At 64.2% G+C, this 20,571-nt stretch carries 20 protein-coding genes; 14 read left to right on the forward strand and 6 right to left on the reverse strand.

All coding sequences use genetic code 11. The features are described 5' to 3' along the window. The first annotated feature begins 4 nt into the window (after window positions 1–4). Window positions 5–1,339: a replication-associated recombination protein A gene (locus E2I15_RS03780; RefSeq protein ID WP_137483436.1), complete on the forward strand. Its 1,335-nt coding sequence runs from the start codon at window positions 5–7 to the stop codon at window positions 1,337–1,339. Between the two features lie 116 nt (window positions 1,340–1,455). Next, the gene (locus E2I15_RS03785) at window positions 1,456–2,490 is read left to right on the forward strand and encodes an IS110 family RNA-guided transposase (RefSeq protein ID WP_349629363.1); all 1,035 of its coding nucleotides are present in this window, start codon (window positions 1,456–1,458) and stop codon (window positions 2,488–2,490) included. A gap of 652 nt (window positions 2,491–3,142) precedes the next feature. Here the strand turns inward: E2I15_RS03785 and E2I15_RS03790 are convergent. The 3 genes from E2I15_RS03790 to E2I15_RS03800 form a co-directional block, all read right to left on the reverse strand. Then, window positions 3,143–3,673, reverse strand: coding sequence for a VOC family protein (locus E2I15_RS03790; RefSeq protein ID WP_137483144.1), 531 nt, complete (start codon window positions 3,671–3,673; stop codon window positions 3,143–3,145). Window positions 3,674–3,776: 103 nt separating this feature from the next. Beyond that, window positions 3,777–4,625 (reverse strand): alpha/beta fold hydrolase, encoded by an 849-nt coding sequence (locus E2I15_RS03795; protein WP_137483138.1) that lies wholly within the window; start codon window positions 4,623–4,625, stop codon window positions 3,777–3,779. 79 nt (window positions 4,626–4,704) lie between these two features. Next, window positions 4,705–5,601, reverse strand: a complete 897-nt coding sequence (locus tag E2I15_RS03800; protein WP_137483137.1) for an NAD(P)-dependent oxidoreductase — start codon at window positions 5,599–5,601, stop codon at window positions 4,705–4,707. Between the two features lie 246 nt (window positions 5,602–5,847). Between E2I15_RS03800 and E2I15_RS03805 the strand changes: the two genes are divergently transcribed. Then, window positions 5,848–6,708, forward strand: a complete 861-nt coding sequence (locus E2I15_RS03805; RefSeq protein ID WP_137483136.1) for a LysR family transcriptional regulator — start codon at window positions 5,848–5,850, stop codon at window positions 6,706–6,708. A 424-nt stretch (window positions 6,709–7,132) separates the two neighbouring features. Here E2I15_RS03805 and E2I15_RS03810 read toward each other — a convergent pair whose 3' ends face one another. Further along, window positions 7,133–8,050: an alpha/beta hydrolase gene (locus E2I15_RS03810; protein ID WP_246668393.1), complete on the reverse strand. Its 918-nt coding sequence runs from the start codon at window positions 8,048–8,050 to the stop codon at window positions 7,133–7,135. 169 nt (window positions 8,051–8,219) lie between these two features. On the opposite strand from E2I15_RS03810, the gene E2I15_RS03815 reads away from it, so the two are divergent. The 3 genes from E2I15_RS03815 to E2I15_RS03825 all read left to right on the forward strand — a co-directional run bounded on the left by E2I15_RS03815 (window position 8,220) and on the right by E2I15_RS03825 (window position 11,250). Beyond that, a complete protein-coding gene (locus E2I15_RS03815) occupies window positions 8,220–9,536 on the forward strand; it encodes an RluA family pseudouridine synthase (RefSeq protein ID WP_137483134.1) in 1,317 nt (438 codons plus the stop codon). Window positions 9,537–9,644: 108 nt separating this feature from the next. Continuing rightward, the gene (locus tag E2I15_RS03820; RefSeq protein WP_137483133.1) at window positions 9,645–10,859 is read left to right on the forward strand and encodes an amidohydrolase family protein; all 1,215 of its coding nucleotides are present in this window, start codon (window positions 9,645–9,647) and stop codon (window positions 10,857–10,859) included. A gap of 187 nt (window positions 10,860–11,046) precedes the next feature. Continuing rightward, the gene (locus E2I15_RS03825; RefSeq protein WP_246729352.1) at window positions 11,047–11,250 is read left to right on the forward strand and encodes a hypothetical protein; all 204 of its coding nucleotides are present in this window, start codon (window positions 11,047–11,049) and stop codon (window positions 11,248–11,250) included. Between the two features lie 152 nt (window positions 11,251–11,402). On the opposite strand, the gene E2I15_RS03830 is transcribed toward E2I15_RS03825, so the two are convergent. Beyond that, a complete protein-coding gene (locus E2I15_RS03830) occupies window positions 11,403–11,612 on the reverse strand; it encodes a hypothetical protein (protein WP_137483131.1) in 210 nt (69 codons plus the stop codon). Between the two features lie 420 nt (window positions 11,613–12,032). Here E2I15_RS03830 and glsA point away from each other — a divergent pair, with 420 nt between their 5' ends. The 5 genes from glsA (at window position 12,033) to E2I15_RS03850 (ending at window position 17,225) form a co-directional block, all read left to right on the forward strand. Further along, window positions 12,033–13,031: a glutaminase A gene (gene glsA, locus E2I15_RS03835; RefSeq protein ID WP_137483130.1), complete on the forward strand. Its 999-nt coding sequence runs from the start codon at window positions 12,033–12,035 to the stop codon at window positions 13,029–13,031. A gap of 158 nt (window positions 13,032–13,189) precedes the next feature. Beyond that, window positions 13,190–14,755 carry an MFS transporter gene (locus tag E2I15_RS03840; protein ID WP_283810531.1) on the forward strand — a complete coding sequence of 522 codons (1,566 nt, stop codon included), beginning with the start codon at window positions 13,190–13,192 and terminating at the stop codon, window positions 14,753–14,755. A gap of 454 nt (window positions 14,756–15,209) precedes the next feature. Further along, entirely contained in the window at window positions 15,210–15,491 is a 282-nt protein-coding gene (locus tag E2I15_RS39670; protein ID WP_349629364.1) for a DUF308 domain-containing protein, read from the forward strand. After that, window positions 15,407–15,745, forward strand: a complete 339-nt coding sequence (locus E2I15_RS39675) for a DUF308 domain-containing protein (RefSeq protein WP_338134500.1) — start codon at window positions 15,407–15,409, stop codon at window positions 15,743–15,745. Before E2I15_RS39670 ends, E2I15_RS39675 begins: the two co-directional genes overlap by 85 nt. Before the next feature lie 172 nt (window positions 15,746–15,917). Next, entirely contained in the window at window positions 15,918–17,225 is a 1,308-nt protein-coding gene (locus tag E2I15_RS03850; protein ID WP_422109890.1) for a metal-dependent hydrolase family protein, read from the forward strand. Between the two features lie 86 nt (window positions 17,226–17,311). Here the strand turns inward: E2I15_RS03850 and E2I15_RS03855 are convergent, their stop codons facing one another. Next, window positions 17,312–17,767, reverse strand: a complete 456-nt coding sequence (locus E2I15_RS03855; protein WP_137483128.1) for a hypothetical protein — start codon at window positions 17,765–17,767, stop codon at window positions 17,312–17,314. A 70-nt stretch (window positions 17,768–17,837) separates the two neighbouring features. Between E2I15_RS03855 and E2I15_RS03860 the strand changes: the two genes are divergently transcribed. From E2I15_RS03860 to E2I15_RS03870, 3 genes are all read left to right on the forward strand, one after another. After that, the gene (locus E2I15_RS03860; RefSeq protein WP_137483127.1) at window positions 17,838–18,623 is read left to right on the forward strand and encodes an ATP12 family chaperone protein; all 786 of its coding nucleotides are present in this window, start codon (window positions 17,838–17,840) and stop codon (window positions 18,621–18,623) included. Window positions 18,624–18,687: 64 nt separating this feature from the next. Further along, on the forward strand, window positions 18,688–20,271 hold the full coding sequence (fliK, locus tag E2I15_RS03865; RefSeq protein ID WP_137483126.1) for a flagellar hook-length control protein FliK: 1,584 nt from the start codon (window positions 18,688–18,690) through the stop codon (window positions 20,269–20,271). Beyond that, entirely contained in the window at window positions 20,268–20,531 is a 264-nt protein-coding gene (locus tag E2I15_RS03870) for an EscU/YscU/HrcU family type III secretion system export apparatus switch protein (RefSeq protein WP_137483125.1), read from the forward strand. The genes fliK and E2I15_RS03870 overlap by 4 nt, the downstream gene beginning before the upstream one ends. Window positions 20,532–20,571 lie beyond the last annotated feature (40 nt).

Here is a 20,571-nt window from a genome sequence, read left to right on the forward strand (position 1 = left end):
CAAAGTGAGCCCGAAGCAACCGCGCGAGGCCAGCAACCTGTTCGCCGCGGCGGGGATGGAGCAGGACGCGCCGCACCCGCTGCCGGACCGGCTGCGTCCGCGCACGCTGGCCGACGTCGTCGGCCAGGATCATATCCTCGGGCCCGACGGCGCGCTGACGCGGATGCTGGAGACGCGCACGCTGGGCTCGCTGGTGTTCTGGGGACCGCCCGGCACCGGCAAGACCACCGTGGCGCGGCTGTTGGCCGACGCAACCGAGCTGCATTTCGAGCAGATCTCCGCGGTGTTCTCTGGCGTCGCCGATCTCAAGAAGGCGTTCGATGCCGCGCGTGCTCGCCGCGAGACCGGCAAGGGCACGCTGCTGTTCGTCGACGAGGTGCATCGTTTCAACCGCGCGCAACAGGATTCCTTCCTGCCCGTGATGGAGGACGGCACGGTGGTGCTGGTCGGCGCCACCACGGAAAATCCGTCGTTCGAGCTCAACGCGGCGCTTTTGTCGCGCGCCCGCGTGCTGGTGTTTCACTCGCTCGATACGGCGGCGATCGAGAAACTGTTTGCCAATGCCGAGAAGATCGAGGGCAAGCAGCTGCCGCTCGATGCGGAAGCCCGCGCCGTGCTGGTGCGGATGGCCGATGGTGACGGCCGCGCCTCGCTGACATTAGCCGAAGAGGTCTGGCGCGCCGCCCGCAAGGGCGAAGTGTTCAACGCCGAGCAGTTGCAGGCCATCCTGCAACGCCGCGCGCCGATCTACGACAAGTCGGCCGACGGCCATTACAATCTGATCTCGGCGCTGCACAAGTCGGTGCGCGGCTCCGATCCGGATGCGGCGCTGTATTATCTGGCGCGGATGTTCGATGCCGGCGAGGATCCGCTGTTCCTGGCACGCCGCGTGGTGCGCATGGCGGTCGAGGACATCGGCCTTGCCGATCCGCAGGCGCTGGCGGTTTGCAACGCCGCCAAGGATGCTTACGACTTCCTCGGCTCGCCGGAGGGTGAGCTAGCGATCGCGCAGGCCGTGGTCTATCTCGCCACCGCGCCGAAATCGAACGCGGTCTACACCGCGTTCGGCGCGGCGATGCAGACCGCGAAGCAGGGCGGCTCGCTGCTGCCGCCGAAGCACATTTTGAATTCGCCGACCAAGCTGATGAAGTCGGAGGGCTATGGCTCCGGCTATCGATATGATCACGACATGCCGGACGCATTCTCCGGCCAGGACTATTTCCCGGAAGCGCTGGGCCGTCAGACCTTCTACGATCCGCCCGACCGCGGCTTCGAACGCGAGATCCGCAAGCGGCTGGATTATTGGGCGCGGCTGCGCAAGGAGCGGGGCGGGGACTAGATGCCGTAATGGGCCCTGCTCCGAGCAAGGGGTCATGATGGTGGCTGTCCCCCGATAGATGATAAACGGGGTCACGACCTGAGTCGGCCCCAAGCATCTGGAGACGGAGGACAGCCGTGGAGAACTATGCCGGAATCGACGTATCATTGGAACTGTCGAGCGTGTGCGTTGTGGATGTCCAGGGTAAGATCCTGAAGGAGGCGAAGGTCGCGAGCAAACCCGACGCCTTGGTTGAATTTTTTGAGACGCTTGGCTTTGCAGTGAAGCAGATCGGGCTGGAGGCTGGGCCGCTGTCGCAATGGCTGCATGCGGCGCTGAAAAGAGCAGGCTTCGAAACGGTTCTGCTGGAAACGCGACATGTAAAGGCCGCATTGTCTGCGATGACGGTCAAGACGGATCGCAAGGATGCGCGCGGGATTGCCCAGTTGATCCGGATGGGATGGTTCCGGCCGGTACACGCAAAGTCGGTCGATGCTCAAGAGATCCGGGCCCTTCTGATCGCACGCAAACAGCTTCTCGGGCGGCTGATCGATGTGGAATTGAGTATCCGCGGGATTTTGCGCGGCTTTGGGCTGAAGGTTGGCCCGGTGACGCGGAAGAATTTCGAAGCGCGGATCCGTGAGTTGGTTGCGGGTCAGGCGACATTGGAGCGCATTGCCGCAGCGATGCTTTCGGCGCGATCGGCCTTGAAAGCTGAGTACGGAAGGCTACACAAGGCTGTGCTGGCAACGGTGCGTGACGATGCGGTCTGTCGCCGGCTAATGACAGTGCCAGGCGTTGGTCCTCTGGTGGCTATTACCTACAAATCGGCGATTGACGACCCCAATCGCATCACGAAGTCAAAATCGGCAGGCGCGCTGTTCGGGCTCACGCCAAAGAAGTACCAATCGGGCGAAAAGGACGTCACGGGCGGGATCACGCTGGCCGGCGACGAGATAGTGCGTACGGTGTTGTATGAGGCCGCCAACGTTCTGCTGTCGCGCATCACCCGGTTCTCAAAACTTAAGCGCTGGGGGATGGACGTCGCCAAGCGGCGAGGCTCGAAGCGCGCCAAAGTCGCCTTGGCACGTAAGCTCGCAGTGATCCTGCATCGGATCTGGGTCGACGGCACAACTTACCGCTGGGCTGACGCGGGCCCGATCGCAGCATAGAGCACGAGGAGAAGAGCTGGAATGCAATCGGGCTGAACAGAAGCCCAGTGCCCGAAGTCCCGTCGCCGGGACGGTGGATGCGGTGAAGCCGTTACACGCCCAGTGGCCGTCGCCCGACGAACCACGCGTATCTAGATAGGCTCACCGCTCCCTCTGACAGCATGATGTGGCGGCCAAGCGTTGACCACGGACAGAAGCATGAGCTCGGCGGCGTGACGTTCACTCGGGAGGCTTGACATCATCGGGCCCATTACAGAAGGGCGCGTATTCATAAATCCGCCATGTCGGCTTTATCCCCTAAAACCGGACATCGCCGGGTGACCACGGCATGTCGGCTTTGGGGCCAGAAGCGGAAAGAGTATCGGCTCGTCCTCGATGGAATTGGCGCCATGACGCGGCGGGCGTCATCTTTCTCACTGGCCGTCGCGATCCTCTCTACGGTTCACGCGCACCTAATTTCGCAGGAACGTTGCCGCTTGCAGCGCATCGCTGCATGATACAGGCGCTGACGAAGCGCAGGCTCAACCGGATGAGCTGACCGCCGGCACGCTAGAGCTGTCACGACAGCCGTTGCGGCTACGCACTCGTCGAACCTTCCGCAGCGTCAGCATCGCCGCGACTTAACTGATGCGGGTCTCTTTTCGCGCCCTGCTCAGTCCTCGTCCTGCCACCTGCGCAGATCCGTCTGGTCATGATAGGCCATGCGGTCCCGCGTAGTGATGAATTCCATCGTCGTGCCCCACGGCATGCGGCAGTAGCAAACCTTGTTTCCAGGACCTTTCTCGGTTGCATAGGGAATAGCGCGCGGCGCGGTGAGGGGTGTGCCTCCCGCCTTCTCGAAGCGCTCGACCGATGCGTCGATGTCGTCGGTGTAGAGAGCGAAGTGCGTGATGCCGAAGTCGCTTGCCCGGATCGGCTTGGCTTGCTCGGGACCGTGCATTTCGAAGAGCTCGATATCGGGTCCGCTTCCGATCTTGACCATCGCCTGCGCACGCACGACCGTTCCGGGAAAAGCGCCGACGGCCCGCTCGAATTCGGGTCCTTGCCGCGGCGAATCCTGCGGTCCGAAGGACTGGTAGATCACCTGGCCGCCGAAAGCTTCTACCAGGAACGATTTTGCTGCTTCGATGTCGGGCACCGTGATGCCGATATGATTGACGCCGCGAATGACGGGTGCGGTCATGACAGTCTCCTTTATGATTCGATCCATCGCGATCGCTGCGGGCGCAATTCGCCCGCAGCCTCGCGATCCGCCCGGCCCACGACGGCGCGCGGGGCGCTGAGTTTCAATTGGCCTTGAGGAAATCGACCAGAGCGGCCGCGACTTCATCCGGCCGTTCGTCCGCCACATAGTGGCTGCACCGCGCAATCGAGCCGCCGGTCACATTGCTGGCGAACTCCTTGAGCATCGGCACCATCTGCGCACCGAACCGCTGGTCCCCACCCAGGCCCAGCACAGGTATCTCGAGCGGTTGCTTCTTGTACTCGAGCGCAGTCGCATGATCGGCGGCGAGGGTGCGGTACCATTCCATGCCGCCACGCGTGCGGCCAGGAAGCGCCATCGCCTTCGCGTAGATTTCGATGTCCGCCGGATTGAAGGTGCTGTGATCGTAGAACCGCTCTGCCATGAAGGTCGAAACATAGTCATATTCACGACCATGAATCAGGCGCTCGGGTAGGTCCCGGTTCATATGGAAGCCGAAGTGCCAGAGCCTTACAGTCGTCGCCTCCCATCCGGTCCAGCCGGGAAGCGGAACGTCGAGGACGGCTAGGTGTGTAACAGCCTTCCGATGGATGGCGGCCTGCGGCAAGGCGACCATTCCGCCGATGTCATGTCCGCACACGGCGTAGCGTTCATGCCCAAGGGCAACCATCACTTCATGCGCGTCGCGCGCCATCGTCGCCTTGTCATAGCCGTCGAGCGGGCAGTCGGAAAAGCCAGCGCCGCGCAGATCCATGGCCACCACGCGGAAATGCTCGGCCAGCAGGGGCATCACATTGTGCCATTCCCACCATGTTTCCGGCCAGCCGTGAAGCAGAAGGATCGGCGAGCCTGAGCCTCCCGTGACGGCGTTGATCTTGATGCCATTCACCGGCAACAGCTGCTGGGTAAACCCCTTCAAAGTTGCGATCATGATCGCTTTCCAGTCAGATGTTGACGTTCAAACGTAGCTCGTGGCCCCGCGCTCAAGCCTGTGATGAGCCAAGTTTTCATTAGTTCTTCTCCGAGTTGCTTTCAGACGACGCGACACTGTCGCAGCCGCGAACCGTCATATCGGCCATGATCGACCAGTCCTTATCCCCGAGGCCCGCCGAGACAGCTTTGCTGAGCCCCTCGCGGACAGCCTCAAGCATCGGGAGCGTGCGTCCGATCTCGTTGCTGGCCTCAGTCGCCAAGCGCATGTCCTTGAGAGCGAGCTTGGCTTTGAAACCCGGCTCGAACGATCGTTCCGTGATCTGCGCGCTGTAGCTCTCATAGGCGCGGCCCGAGAACAGGGTACCCAGGATGAGTTCAAAGAAATCCGCACGATCGAGGCCGACGCTCTCGGTCAGCACGATAGCCTCAGCCATCGCCTCGATAGCCATGGCGATCATCATGTTGCAGGCGAGCTTTGCCGTATTCGCCCGAGCAGGGTTCTCCCCCAACTTCCAGACCTTTTTGCTGAGGGGGCCGAGCAGCGGCTCGATCGCGGTAACTGCATCGGCCTTCCCGGCCGCCAGGATGTTGAGCTGGCCACTCGCCGCTACGTTCGGTCGACCGAGGACCGGTGCCGATACGTAGCCAAGGCCCGCCTCTTCGTGCAGGAGCTCCAGTTCCCGCGCGAAAGCGACGGAGATCGTCGATGTGACGACATGGGTCAGCCCTGGTTGCGCGCTTGCTAGCAGGCCGGCATCAAGGATCACCTCCCGAATGGCCGAGTCGTCGGATAGCATCGTGAAGACTGCGTCAGCCTCGAACGCATCCGCCGCAAGCTTGACCAACGTTACCCCGGGGACGCTTTCCTGGGCGATCTTGCTCCGGTTCCAGGCCCGGACGTCATGGCCGGCCTTCACCAGGTTTAGGGCCATTGCTGAGCCCATACTGCCGAGACCGATAAATCCGATCTGCATGTTCTAACTCCTGTTGTTCGGATGAGAGCTGTGCGGGCGCTCAGGAAATCTCTGTTCTGTCCGGGCGAGCTTCCTTTGGGGGTCCGCCGCCAGCATCACGCTTCCACCCAAGCGGCCGCGCTCATGGGTCCGGCGAATCCGCAGAAGGAGACCTCTCCAGAGGATGGCAGCAATCTAGGTGCTTAGATTTGTTCTTTGAGTGACATAACTGTACTCTCGGCGTTCAGTTTTGTGTGGATGGCCGCGATGGAATGGAGTGACGTCAGAATCTTTCTTGCTGTTGCGCGATCCGGCACGCTCGGCGGCGCCGCGCGTTCTCTTCAGACAAGCCATCCGACCGTCGGCAGGCGCCTTCGCGCACTTGAGCAGGCGATCGGTCACACGCTCTTTCAGCGCACAGCGGACGGTCTTGTTCTGACCGACGAGGGCCACGGGATCATCGCGCTGGCCGAGCAAATGGAAGAAGGTGCGCTGGCCATGGAGCGCCGGCTTGCGGGGCGGGAGCAGAATCTCAAAGGCAGTCTGCGCATTTCGTCAGCGGACTGGTTTGGGGCCTATGTCCTCCCTCCTATCCTGGCGGATTTCTCGAAAGCCTGCCCCAATGTCGACGTCGAGATCCTGACCGGCACACGCCGGGTCAACCTTGCCCAACGGGAGGCCGACGTCGCTTTTCGTATCGTTCCGTTCGACACTGCCGATGTCGTTCAGCGGCGGCTCTTCAGGCTCGAATACGGCGTCTACATTGCCGAGGAGGCGGCTGATCCCAAGTATGGCGATGGGATCGGTTTCCGGCTGATCACCCATGACACATCCACGGGCCATTTCCCGGACATCGCGTGGCTCATCGAGAGTTTTCCCAACGCGAGACCGGTCCTTCGATCGAACAACCGCAACGTCCAGGGGCGCATGTGCAGGCAAGGCGTCGGCATCGCTGTCCTGCCCCGCGTAGTCGGCAATCAGATTCCGGGTATCCGCAGACTGGAACTGCCAAGGCCGCCGCCAGCGCGGGACATTTGGATGGGATACCACCGGGACCTAAGGCGTCTTGAGCGTCTTCGCGCGTTCATCTCAACGGTATCGGACTATCTCGTGAACGCGACCGCATGATGCGCGGCCCGAGCGCGTAGGGGCCGGAATGCCTGCAAAGGGTCATTATCGACCGATTTCAACTGGCCTCGCGATGCCCGCTGATTCTCCGGATGCAGACATCGGACCGCTGGCGCTTATGAGTACGCGCCGTAGTGCAAGATGAGATTAGGCTGCGGCTGCGGATCGCGCGGTCCGTTCCTTGCCTGCCGCGTGGAAGCGTCAGTCGCAAACGCCCGCAAATGCCATATGCAACGGCCCTCATACCCAATGGCCTTGGGCGAGGAGCACTTGTCAAACTTCTGAATATTAGAAAAATATCCCTGAGTTGCCCGACGTGTCAAGTCGTTTGGTCGAACGCGGGCCGCCGACTCCTTTGCATGGGGTTGTTTTCGATATTTTTGGCTGCGTCCGCTGCGACGGCCCATCGCTATGGCCCCAGCGCTCACCTCACGCTTTTCACGAACTCCAAAATCTCGTCCGTCAGCCGCGTGTCCGGCGTATTGATCGCATAGACCTCCGACATGTGGCTGTGCTGCGGCAGCATGAAGCTGCGGGCGCAGCCGCTCGGCCGCTTGCAGCTGGCCTGCTTCATGAGCTCGAACTGCTCGACGAAGCGCGGCGGATCGAGCTCGGCCGCGGTGATCAGGAACGGGATCGGGCTCGCGACCAGGCCTTGCAGCGAGGAACGCTCGGCATAGCGCGAGGGGTCGGAGCCGTAATAGGCGAGCTCGGCGTCGCCGGCCGGCGAGGCCGTCAGATCATAGATGCCCGACACCATGATCGCGCCGGCAAGGCCGCCGCCCTTCACCTTGTGGAATTCGCCATGGGAGACATAGCTCGCGACATGGATCGCGCCGGCCGATTGGCCCATCAGGAAGATGCGCCTGGGCTCGCCGCCGCGGGGGGCGATGTTTTCCGAAACCCACTGCACGATCGCGCGCATGTCTTCCGCGCCTGCCGGCCACGGAAAGGCCGGCGCCAGGCGGTAGGTGGCATTGACGCCGACGAAGCCGTTCTTCACCGCCCACAGCATGATGTTGTCGTAGAACGGGCTACCGGGGGCGCGCTTGTTGCCGGCAATGAGGCCGCCGCCATGGATGTAGATCAGCACGGCTCGCGCCGGCGCCGCCGTCTCCGGCGTGAACACGTCGAGCAGATGCCGGTCGGCGGGGCCGTATTTGACGTCGCGCTCGACCTTGACGCCCTGATAGGGCTCCTTCTGTTGCAGCGGCGCGTAGAGCGCGGCGGTCTTGGGCGGGTCGATGACGCGGCCGAGTTCCAGGAGCTTCCAGGCCAGATCTTCCGGCATCGCGGCTTCGGGCATCGGGCTTTGCTGGGCGAGCGCAGGGTCCGTGAGCATCAGGGCCGCCGCCAAAGCCGATATCGCAAGTCTCATTCCAGGGGCCCCCCGTCGATTGCCGTATACGGCCGAACATGGCCGATGCCGCACCGGATTCACACCGATTTCGCCGTGACGATTCGCGGCATTTGCGCTAGGCACAATGCAGGTCTGGAGCCGAAAAATCACCATGAGCCGCCGCATCAAGAGAACCACATCGCCGGGCGACCGCGCCAAAGGGCGCGACAAGGGCCGCGACCGGGACCGCGCCGGCGATCGTGGCAAAGGCGGATCGGCGCAGCGCAGCCGCAAGCCGGACGATCGCAAGTTCGATGACCGCAAGACCGGTGAGCGGAAGACCGGTGAGCGCAAGACCGGCGACCGCAAGTCCGGCGACCGTCCGTTCGCGCACCGTGCGGCCGGAAAGCCGCCGCGCTTGCCCGAGCCGCGCCGCGACCGGCAGGAGCGGGCTGAGCCCGCCATCTGGAAGACTGCCGCGGCCGAGCAGCCATTGCCAACCAAGGTCCAGACCGTCGTCGTCACTGCCGACGAGAACGGCATGCGCGTCGACCGTTTCCTCGAAGCGCGGTTTCCGGGCCTCTCGTTCTCCCATATCCAGCGCATCGTGCGGAAGGGCGAGCTCAGGGTCAACGGCAAGCGCGCCGATTCCAAGGACCGGCTCGAGGAGGGCCAGAGCGTGCGGATTCCGCCGCTGCGGCTCGACACGCCGAAGACTTCAGGCGCGCTCTCCGAGGCCGAGGCGAAGACGCTGCAGGCGCTGAAGGACATGACGCTCTACGAAGACGACGACGTGCTGGTGCTGAACAAGCCGGCCGGTCTCGCTGTGCAGGGCGGCTCCGGCATGACGCGCCATGTCGACCAGATGCTCGAGGTGATGCGCGACGCCAAGGGGCAGAAGCCGCGGCTGGTGCATCGGCTCGACCGCGAGACCTCGGGCTGCCTCCTGGTCGCCAAGACGCGGTTCGCCGCCACGCATCTCACCGGCGCATTCCGCCATCGCTCCGCGCGCAAGATCTACTGGGCGCTGGTTGCCGGCGTGCCGAAGCCGAAACAGGGCCGCATCTCGACTTATCTCGCGAAGGAGGAGAGCGAGGAGGACAGCATCATGCGGATCGCCGAGCATGGTGACGAGGGCGCGAGCCACGCGGTGACCTATTATGCCGTGGTCGAGACCTCGGCGACCAAGCTCGCCTGGGTTTCGCTCAAGCCGGTGACGGGCCGCACCCATCAACTGCGCGCCCACATGGCGCATATCGATCACGCGATCGTCGGCGATCCGAAATACTTCAACAAGGAGAACTGGCAGCTGCCCGGCGGCCTGCAGAACCGGCTGCATCTGCTTGCCCGCCGTATCGTGATTCCGCACCCGCGCGGCGGCGTGATCGATGCCACCGCGCCGCTGCCGCCGCACATGCTGCAATCCTGGAATCTGCTCGGGCTCGAGGCCGACCGCTTCGACCCGATCGAGAACGCGCCGGAGGAGTGACGGGCGGGCGCCGCTATCCGGCGCGGACAGCAAGAACGATCAAACGGCTCCGCGCCTTGCGGCTATCTTCGCGCGCCGGCCTATGCCGGCCTGCAACGGAGACTCTCCATGATCGGCACCTGGCTGCGCGTCACGCTCTTCCTGATTGGGTCGGCTGTCGCCGCGGTGACCGCGCAGGCCGAGACCATCGTGCTCCGCGGCGGCACGCTCTACGCATCGGCCGATGCGGAAGCGCTGCCGGATGCGGTGATCGTGATCACCGACGGCGTCATCAGCGCGGTCGGCAAGTCCGGCGACATCCAGGCGCCGCCGGATGCGCGCGTGATCGATTGCAGCGGCAAGACCATCGTCGCCGGCTTCTGGAACAGTCATGTCCATTTCACGCAGAATGTCTGGCGCAACTCCGGCGCAGCGCCGGCCGCGGCGCTGACGCAGCACATGCAGGAGATGTTGACGCGCTGGGGCTTTACGACGGTCTGGGATCTCGGCTCCGATCCGAGGGACACGTTGCCGCTGCGCAAGCGCATCGTCGCGGGCGAAGTCGCCGGCCCCGACATCCTGTTTGCCGGCAACATCTTCCCGAAGGGCGGGCATCCCGTCTACATCCCGCGCGAGGTGCAGCTTCCGGAAGTCGCAACGCCCGAGGAGGCCACAAAATGGGCGCGGGACTGGCTGGCGATGGGTGATGACGGTATCAAGCTGTTCACCGGCGCCTTCATGGGCGACAAGCCCGTCGTCAACATGGACCCGGCGATTGCGAAAGCAGCCGTCGATGTGGCGCATGCGCAGGGCCGGCCGGTGTTCGCGCATCCGCAGAACAAGGTCGGCGTCGAGACGGTGATCGAGTCCGGCGTCGACGTGCTCGCGCACACCACACCCGGCGAACCCAGCTACACCGGGGATCAGCTGGCGCGGTTCAGGGCACAGGGGACTGCGCTCGTTCCCACACTGTCGCTGTTCACCACCGTGGTGCTCGATCCGAACGTCACCAACCGTCTGGTGGCTTCGACCGTCAACCAGCTCAAGCAGTTTTCGGAGAATGGCGGCACGGTGCTGTTCGGCACCGATGTCGGCTTCACCACGCTGTACGACACCACGCAGGAATTTCAGCTGATGCACCGCGTGTTGTCGGAGCGGCAGGTGCTGGCCTCGCTGACGACCAATCCGGCGCGGTTCTTCAAGGCCGCGAAGAAGGGACGGGTGGAGCAGGGATTCGACGCCGATCTCGTGGTGCTCGACGGCGATCCGCTTGGCGACGTCGGCAATTTCGCGAAAGTGAGCAGCACCATCCGTGCCGGTCAGGTGATCTACCAGAAGCCGTGACGAGGACGGGGAACTCGCATCTCGGGGGCGGCGTCGACACATGGTGCGTTCACTTGAACCGTTGCGGCCGCGTCACGACATATAGCTAATGAAACGATCCTTGATTATCGGCAGCGTTTTGCTCTGGGCCATGAGTGCGGCGAGCGCGCAATTCCCTCCGCCGGGCCGCTCGATGTGGGACCCGCCGGTGCCCCAGCCTCCGCCACCGCCGCGGATCGAGGTGCCGGCCATCCCGCGGATGGATGCACCGACGCAGCCGAGCCTGCGTTCCCGGCCGCGCAGTTCGTTCGGCGACCGCATCAGCCGCTGCCTCGACGAAGCCGCCGCCGCCGGCCTGAACCAGGCCGAGCGCGCCGCCTATTCGCGATCCTGCGCCAACCACCGGGATTAGGGCAGGGTAATCGCACTAGGAAAGAACTGATTTTTCTGCACCGTCATGGCCGGGCTTGTCCCGGCCATCCACGTTTTTCTTTGCATGAAACGCAGACGTAGATGCCCGGGACAGGCCCGGGTATGACGAGTCAAACGTGCGAATCTGTTTGGCTATCCAAACGGACCACTTTGATTGCGTCTCATGATCTTGAGCGTGAGCAGGGCTGCCCCGAGCACAAGAAGCAGGACACCGACGACAATTGTGCTTGTCGATTCGAATGTCACACCGATTGCTGTCAGCAAGCAGCCAACAACGATAGCGATGAGCCCACCCAGCTTCTTTACCAGCAGAAGCTGTCCGTCGCTTGCGCGCGCCACCATGATCAACCTCACTCTGCAAGTGATGCGGTCATTCCAACATCGCCGCGGGCCAGTGTTGCTTGGACCAAGCAGCGGGCTCACACCCGCACACGATGATCGTACTCTCGCGGGCCCACGATGGAAATCGCTCGTTGCAGATGACTTTTTGATTCAATTGCGTCGCGGGCGATTGGACAATCTTGCTTACCTAGCCGCGCCGAAACGTCGCATGACTATATCGAGTGTCTCATCGCGCAACGGCGCTGCAATTCCGCGATCCGCAACGCCTTCAGCGCATTTGTCGTAAAGTGTTCTGGACCAACGCAAGCATTGCAAAGGCTGTGGGAGCGGATCGTTGACTCCGTAGTTTTTTGGGAGCCTACTTCTGGTTGCCGACTAGAAGACCTGAAGCAATAAGGTCGAAATCCGGAAGGAGTGCCAATGTGGCCGCCTTCGATCGCGGAACAAGCGGAGCGGCCCTACATCTCGACTGGGCACTTGCCCAAGCCCGAGATGGTGCAGGAGCTCGTGTCTCAAGCGCATCTGCGCTTCAAGTCGAACAGCGAAGGGACCAATTCGCAGGTTTATCCGGCCCTGGCCAGGGTGCCGAGTGAACTGTTCGGCGTCTGCGTGGCCGGTACCAGCGGGCGCGTCTACGGCGCCGGCGATATCGAATACGAATTCTCGATCATGAGTGTATCGAAGCCATTCGTGTTCGCATTGGTGTGCGAGGCCATCGGCCCTGAAGAGGCTCGCGCAAGACTGGGCGCGAACGCGACCGGGCTGCCGTTCAATTCGCTGGCGGCGATCGAGCACGGTGCCGGGCGCACCAACCCGATGGTGAACGCAGGCGCGATCGCGACCACAAGCCTTGTGCCGGGTTCGAGCGCGGAAGAGCAATGGCAATTCATCCATGACGGCCTCTCGCGCTTCGCGGGCCGCAAGCTTTCGCTCAACGAGGAAGTCTACGCATCGGCATCCAGGACCAATTTTCGCAACCGAAGCATCGCGCGGCTGCTGGAGAGCTACGACCGGATCTATTGCGACGCCAGGCAGGCGACCGATCTCTACACCCGGCAGTGTTCGCTGAATGTGAGCGCCAGGGATCTGGCCGTGATGGGGGCGACGCTGGCCGATGGTGGCGTGAATCCGGTGACCCGGCAGCGGGTGGTCGATGCGGCCGTGTGCCACTATGCATTGGCCGTCATGGTCACGGCCGGACTGTATGAGACGTCGGGCGATTGGCTGTACGACATCGGTCTGCCCGGCAAAAGCGGCATCGGTGGCGGCATCGTCGCGGTGTCTCCGGGAAAAGGTGGATTCGGCACTTTCGGGCCGCCACTGGATGCGGCCGGCAACAGCGTGCGAGGGCAGCTCGCCGCGAAGTTCTTGTCGCAGAGACTGGGCATGGATCTGTTCGTGTCCCAACCGGACGAGTGAAACCAGATGCTGTGAGGATCGGCCGAGCTGTCGCTCGATCGATCGCAACACCGGGCAGGTTGGAGGACGCGATGGCAACGCAAGCGATCTCGATCGGCGACATTCAACAGGAAGAGCGCGCATCATGGGTACCCATGATCGCGATTGCGGTCGGCCAGATGATCATGTCGTTCAACGTCGCGTCGTTGCCGGTTGCGATGGGGGGAATGGTGGCCAGCTTCGGCGTGCCGCCGACCACGGTCGCGACCGGAATCGTGGCGTACTCGATGCTCGTGGCCGGGTTCGTGATGCTTGGCGCCAAGCTCGCACAAAGGTTCGGGGCGGTGCAGGTATTTCGCGCTGCCGTCGTGCTTTTCCTGATAGCGCAGATCGCGATGACGTTCAGCCCGACGGCCTCCGTCATGATTTCCGCTCAGGCGCTTTGCGGCGCTGCGGGCGCGGTCATCGTGCCCTCGCTCGTCGCGCTGATTGCCGAGAATTATGCTGGACGCCAGCAGGCGACTGCCCTTGGTGCGCTGGGCTCGGCAAGGGCTGCCGCCGGCGTGCTGGCATTTGTCGTCGGTGGATTGCTCGGCACCTATATCGGCTGGCGCCCGGCGTTTGCAATTCTCATCGTCGCCTCGGCGATCGCTTTCGCTCTGAGTTTTCGCTTGCGGCCCGACCGCGGTCGCGCGGATGTCCAGATTGATCTGATCGGCGTCGCTCTGGCTGCGAGCGCAATCATTTTCATCAGCTTCGGATTCAATAATCTGAACGGTTGGGGAGTGATCCTGGCGACCCCCAACGCGCCGTTTGACTTGCTGGGCGTCTCTCCGGCGCCGATCCTGATCGTGCTCGGCATCGTGCTCGGGCAGGCATTCCTGATGTGGACGCATCGGCAGCAGGCCGCGGGGAAGACGCCCCTGCTGGCGTTGGAGGTGATCGACTCGCCGGAGGAGAGGTGTGCGGTCTACGCGCTGTTCGCTGTCGTGGCGCTCGAGGCCGCGCTGAACTTCACGGTGCCGCTCTACATCCAGATCGTGCAGGGACGCTCGCCAATCGCGACGGCGATCGCGATGATGCCTTTCAATCTGACCGTCTTTCTCTCGGCGATGCTGATCGTCAATCTCTACGACAAACTGACGCCCCGCCAGATCGGACGCTTTGGCTTCGGCCTCTGCACCGTTGCGTTGCTGTGGCTCGCCTTCGTCGTGCGCAACGATTGGAGCGAGATTCCCGTTCTCCTTGGACTCGTGCTGTTCGGCATTGGCCAGGGCTCGCTGGTGACACTGCTGTTCAACGTTCTGGTCACGGCTTCGCCCAAGGCGTTGGCCGGGGATGTCGGGTCTTTGCGCGGAACCACGCAGAATCTGGCGGCTGCCGTTGGCACCGCGGTGGCCGGAGCTCTGCTGGTCTGCCTTTTGAGCACGATCGCGCTCGGCAGGATCGCGGCCAGTCCGGTGCTGACCAGGGAGCTTCAGAGCCAGGTTGATCTCGGCAACATCACCTTCGTCAGCAATGACCGGCTGCGCAGTGTGCTCGAAGGCACGAGCGGTACGCCGCAGCAGGTCGAGGAAGCCGTCCGGGTCAACACCGAAGCGCGCCTGCGCGCTTTGAAGATCGGATTGTTGATCATGGCCGGCCTCGCACTGCTTGCTGTCATTCCGGCGGGACGGTTGCCGAATTACCGGCCGGGCGAAATACCGGACGACGGAGCGACCGGCGAGCGCGAGCGATCGGCCTGATCGGGATGTTGGCCCGCTGGGCAGCAAGGTCTCTGCACAACAAACGAGGTGCCGGATATGGATGAACTCGACCGTCGCATCGTGCTCCGGAGAATGCTCGGCGGCGTCGCAGCCGCTGGTCTCGGAACCGGCTTGTTGACGCAGGCGGCCAGGGCGCTGCCACTGGCCCCCGAAGATGCCCTTGTGGCGAAGACGGATGATCCGGAGCGGCCGCTTCATATGGTCGTCACCCGGCCACCACCGCGCCCGCGTCCTCCGCCACCGCTGGCATCGCCGGCGCCGCTGGGCCTGTTGGTGGCACAGAGGTCGCCGCCGCTGCGGATGGCGCTGGTGACGGCAGGAATAAGCTTCGGCAGCTCAAGTGGCCCGGTTGCGCCGCCTGGAATGCGCGACCGTGCCATGGCTGCCTGGGATCAAGGAGGACGACATGGCTACCTATGAGAACAGTTCCACGATGCTCCGCGGGCTGCCTGGCCCGCCTTTATGGGTCTGCGTTCTGCTAGGCCTCGTCCTGATCGCCGCGGGCCTTCTCGTCCTGGGAGATGTCGTGCTTTTCACCGTGATCAGCGCCATCTTTATCGGCTGGACCGCCATCGTTGCCGGCGGGTTCGAAATCCTGCACGCCTTCTGGACCAAGGGCTGGGGGGATTCGTGTGGCAGCTTCTGCTCGGGGTGCTCTACCTTGCCTGCGGAATCGTGCTGCTCAGCCAGCCGGTGGCGAGTGCGCTGCTCCTGACCTATGCCCTCGGTCTCATGCTTTTGGTCTCCGGGATTGTGCGCATGCTGGTCGGCATCGGCCATTGGCAGCAGTCGGGCTGGATCATGCTGGCGTCCGGGCTGTTTGGCGTCCTGGCCGGCCTCATCATTCTGACCGGATTTCCGGCCACCGGGCTGTGGGTGCTCGGGCTGCTGCTGGGGATCGATCTGCTGTCCCATGGCATCGGATGGCTGAGCCACGCTTTGCAGCCTGCCGCCGGAGCGGCTCAATAGGTCGTCGATCTTCCAGGGAGCAGCAGAACTCTCACCAAGTGCTGAAATCAAGTCGGTCCCTCGCGCACAGCGAGATCAATGACGGTCTCGCGCGATGCGCCATCGGCGGAGAGTGGACATGTCAGGTTTGAGGAAGAGCGTCAGGGTTTCGGCGCTGGTTGCGTCGATTGCGATGAGCCTCGTCGCCTCGCGGCCGGCGCAGGCTCAGCAGGATGGTGGCGTGCTGTTCCAGAACGTACGCATTTTCGATGGCAAGAATGGCGCGCTGTCCGGGCCGTCCAATGTGCTGATCCGGAACAACAAGATCGAGAAGATTTCGACTGCGGCGATCACGGCCGACGCGCAGGTGATCGCCGGCGATGGACGGGTGCTGATGCCCGGGCTGATCGACGCGCATTGGCATGCAATGCTGGTACGCCCGACGCCGGCGGTCGTGATGGTCAGCGACGTCGGCTACACCAATCTTCTTGCGGCCGCCGAGGCAACGGCGACACTCATGCGAGGCTTCACCACCATTCGCGACATGGGCGGGCCGGCCTTTTCCCTCAAGCGGGCGATCGACGAGGGTCTCGTCGCCGGTCCTCGCATCTACCCATCCGGTGCCATGATCACCATCACCGGCGGCCATGGTGACTTCCGGCAGCTGTCCGATCTGCCCAGAACGATCGGCGGCATGCTCAGCCGCATGGAAAGGATAGGTGGCGCCATGGTCGCGGACAGCCCGGATGAAGTCCGCGTCCGCGCGCGCGAGCAGCTGATGCAGGGGGCGACGCAGGTCAAGCTCACGGCGGGCGGTGGGGTGGCGTCGCCGTTCAGTCCGCTCGATGTGTCCACGTTTACTGAACCGGAGTTGCGTGCCGCGGTGGATGCTGCCGAGAACTGGGGTACCTATGTCGCCGTACACGCCTATACCTCGGTCGCGATCCAGCGCTCGATCGCAGCGGGGGTCAAGTGCATCGAGCACGGTCATTTGATGGACGACACGTCGGCCCGCCTGATGGCCGAGAAGGGAATTTGGCTGAGCACACAGCCCTTCCTCGATCTGTCGGGCGCCAGTGCCCTTGGACCTGCGGAGCAGGACAAGATGCGGCAGGTCGTTGCCGGCACCGACAGGGTCTACGGCTTTGCCAAAAAGTACAAGTTGAAGACGGCCTTCGGTACCGACGTCTTGTTCTCGAAAGCGCTCGCTGACCGGCAAGGCGCCATGCTGACAGCCCTCACGCGATGGTACACGCCGGCTGAAGCGCTCATCATGGCGACATCGACGAATGCCGAATTGCTCGCTCTGTCCGGGCTTCGAAATCCATATTCGGGCAAGCTCGGTGTGGTGGAGGAAGGTGCGCTCGCCGACCTTCTGCTGGTCGAAGGCAATCCGATCGACAACATCAAGCTGATCGAAGATCCGGCAAAGAACTTCCTGGTCATCATGAAGGATGGAAAGGTCTACAAGAATCTTCTTGGTGGTGACCGGAACAAGTAGGCCGATGACAAGGCCGGCCCGGCGCCAGCGTCAAAGCGTCAGCTTGTAGCCGATATGGCTGCCGACGTTGGCCGGCGGAGCAGCGATCACCGCCGAAACTGCGTGAGAAACATCCGTAAGGAATCGTGCTGACTCTCGACGTCGGAAATCACCCAGCCGTCGGGTCCGTTGACGATGATGAAATTGAGCGTGACAGCGCGGCCCTCATTGTCGAATGTCACCGTCACATCGGTCCTGTCGAACTGTCGGCGCGGGATTGCGATCGAGATCGGGCCGAGCCGCCAGGTCGGGCTCTGCACCAGAAAATCGTAGGGCGCATCGTGCAGCGCGGTCCAGGCTCCGCGCATGGTGGGATCGAAGAATCGGCGAGCGGTTTCCTCGTCACGCGGCAGGCCGTTGGAATATTCGGCGCTGCCTCGCCCATAATGCGCGTAGACGTTGCGGATCAGGGATTCCGGCGAACGGAACCCGGCACAGGCCGTGGCGGCCGCGAAAACCGCCGCAACCAGCGAAAACCCCGCAAGGAATTTGCCGCGTCCCATCAGCTTTATTTGCCGTTGCCCCTGACATATCTTGCAGGGAAATCCTTCCGAACGAAAGCTACCCGGCGCGATGCGCGAACTTTTCGACGATGTCCCAGAACAATCTCCGTTCGACCCGCAGGAGGCGGTGCGGCGCCACATCCGCACGCCCCAGCGCAAGCGGTTCTACACCGGCGCCGGCGTCGCGGAGGCCGACGGCGGATTTTCAATCACGCTCGACGGCAAGCCGATCCGCTCGCCGTCCGGCAAGCCGATCGCGGTGCCGACGCGGGCCATTGCGGACACGGTGGCGGCGGAATGGAATGCGCAGGGCGAGACCATCGATCCCGTGACCATGCCGCTGACGCGGCTTGCCAACAGCGTGATCGAGGGGGTGATCGATCGCGTCGACGAGGTGGCCGACGATGCGGCCAAGTTCCTCGGCAGCGACCTCTTGTTCTATCGCGCCGGGCATCCCGAAACGCTGGTGGCGCGCGAGGCCCAGCATTGGGATCCGATCCTGTTCTGGGCCGCTGACGCGCTCGGCGCCCATTTCGTGATGGCCGAGGGGGTGATGCATGTCAGTCAGCCCGAGCCTGCGATCAAGGCGGCGCGGGCGGCGTTCCCGACCGATCCTTGGTCGGTCGCGGCACTCCATGTGGTGACGACCCTGACCGGCTCGGCGCTGCTCGCGCTGGCGCTGGCGCATGGTGTCCGCGACACAGACCAGGTCTGGGTCGCCGCCCATGTCGACGAGGACTGGAACATCGAGAAATGGGGCGTCGACGAGGAGGTCGCCGCCCGCCGCGCCGCCCGCCAGCTCGATTTCAAGGCCGCCGCGGACGTGCTCAGGGAGCTCAAGCCGGCTGCCGGTTAACGAGGGGTTTACGGCGCCGGGCTAGCCTGCGGCACGTTCCTCGCGCCTGGCCGAGACCTCCGACATGGCACTCGCCATTAATCCCGTGCTGCCGGTGCTCGCCTCGAAGGAGGCGAACGGCGTTGCGCCTGATCTCACGCTCGAGGCCGGCAGCGTCGTCAATGCGCAGGTGCTGAAAGTGCTGTCCGCCGATCTGGTGCGGATCGCGATCGCGAGCCTGTCGATCGACGTCCAGACCGAGGTGCCGCTGCAGCAGGGCCAGAACCTGCAGCTTGCGGTGTCGCAGACCAATGACGGCATCCGCCTGCAGCTGGTCGGGCAGGGCCCCGACACCGGCGACGCCGCACGGCTGTCGCCGGCAGTGGCCGACGCCATCGATGCCGCCCAGCCCGTCGCCACGGCACCGAAGGCTGTGCTGACGCCGCTGGAGCGCGTCACCATTACGGCCGCGGCGCAGAATGCGGCGGCGGTGCAGGGCAGCCAGGCGTCGCTGTTCGCCAATCTCGCCGCGGTCGCCTCAGCCAATCTGCCGCCGAAGCTGCAGGCTGCGATCGCACAGGTGCTGGCACAGCAGACCGGCCTCACCGAGAATTTGAGCGGCGATGCGGTCAAGGCCGGCTTCCAGAGATCCGGCCTGCTGCTGGAGGCGATGCTCGCCGCGGGCGTTGCGCCGGCGAGCGGCAGCGTGCCCGATCTGAAGGCGGCGCTGATCGTGCTGCGCCAGGCGCTGAGCTCGCTCGGCGCCGGCGATGCCGCAAGGCCCGCGTCCACCACACCGCTCCAGCAACCGGCGCTGGCCGGCAACGCCACGGCACCGAGCCTCGTGCCGTCAGGCACGCCAGACCTCGACGTTCAGGAGATCCTGCTGCCGCAGGCGCGCGTGCCGGTTGCCGAGGATCTCACCCGCGGCACCGCAGGGCTCGCCGGGGCGCTCGCGAATGCGCTCGATGCCGGCCCGTCATCTGGCGGCGCGCTCAATCTCATTCAGGAAGCGCTGCACGAGCTCGGCAACCCGGCACGACAGGGTGCCGCGCCGCGGGAGATGCTGCCCGGCGACGTGCCCGCACGGGGCAATACGCCGCCGCCGCCGTTTCACGGCGCGCTGCCGTCGGCCCAGGCCGTCGCGGAGCCGTCGATTGCCGCTGGCACGCCGCTCGCGACCGCCGCGCATCGCCTGCTGGAAAACACCGACGCGGCCCTGGCGCGGCAGACTCTGCTGCAGGTCGCCTCGCTGCCGGACCGCGGCGACGGCACGCGCCCGCAGCTCGACGCCATGCTGCCGCGCTGGAATTTCGAGATTCCGTTCCTGACCCAGCAGGGCACGGCGATGGCGCAGTTCGAGATTTCCCGCGAGGGCGGCGGCAATGAGGTCGAGGCGGCCAAGCGGGTGTGGCGCGCGCGCTTCACGCTCTATGTCGAGCCGGCCGGCCCGGTGCACGCGCTGGTCACGCTGAACGGCGAGCGCACCTCGGTGCGGATGTGGGCCGAGCGGCCCTCGACCGCCGCGCAGCTGCGCGCCGGCGCGTCCGAACTGAGCCTGGCGCTGACCAGAGTCGAGCTCACGCCAGGCGACATCGAGATCCGCGACGGCAGCCCGCCGCAACCCGCGCCGGCGCGCGCCGGCCATTTCCTGGACCGCGCATCATGAGCGAGGCCACCAACCAGCTCGCGGTCGCGCTGCATTACGACCACGCCGGCGCGCCGCGCGTGGTCGCGAAAGGCAAGGGCGCAATCGGCGCCAGGATCATTGAGGTCGCCAAGGCCAACGACATCCCGATCGAGGAGAACGAGGTGCTGGCCGGCGCGCTCTCCAATGTCGAGCTCGGCGACGAGATTCCGGCCGAGCTCTACAAGGCCGTCGCCGAGGTGCTGGTGTTCGTGCTGCGGATGTCGGGCCGGGCGCGCTAGCGGGCGCGTTTTCGAGCGAAGTGGGCACCGGTTCGCGTGA

Source organism: Bradyrhizobium sp. BR2003 (assembly GCF_009720285.1).
GTDB classification, from domain to species: Bacteria; Pseudomonadota; Alphaproteobacteria; order Rhizobiales; family Xanthobacteraceae; genus Bradyrhizobium; species Bradyrhizobium elkanii.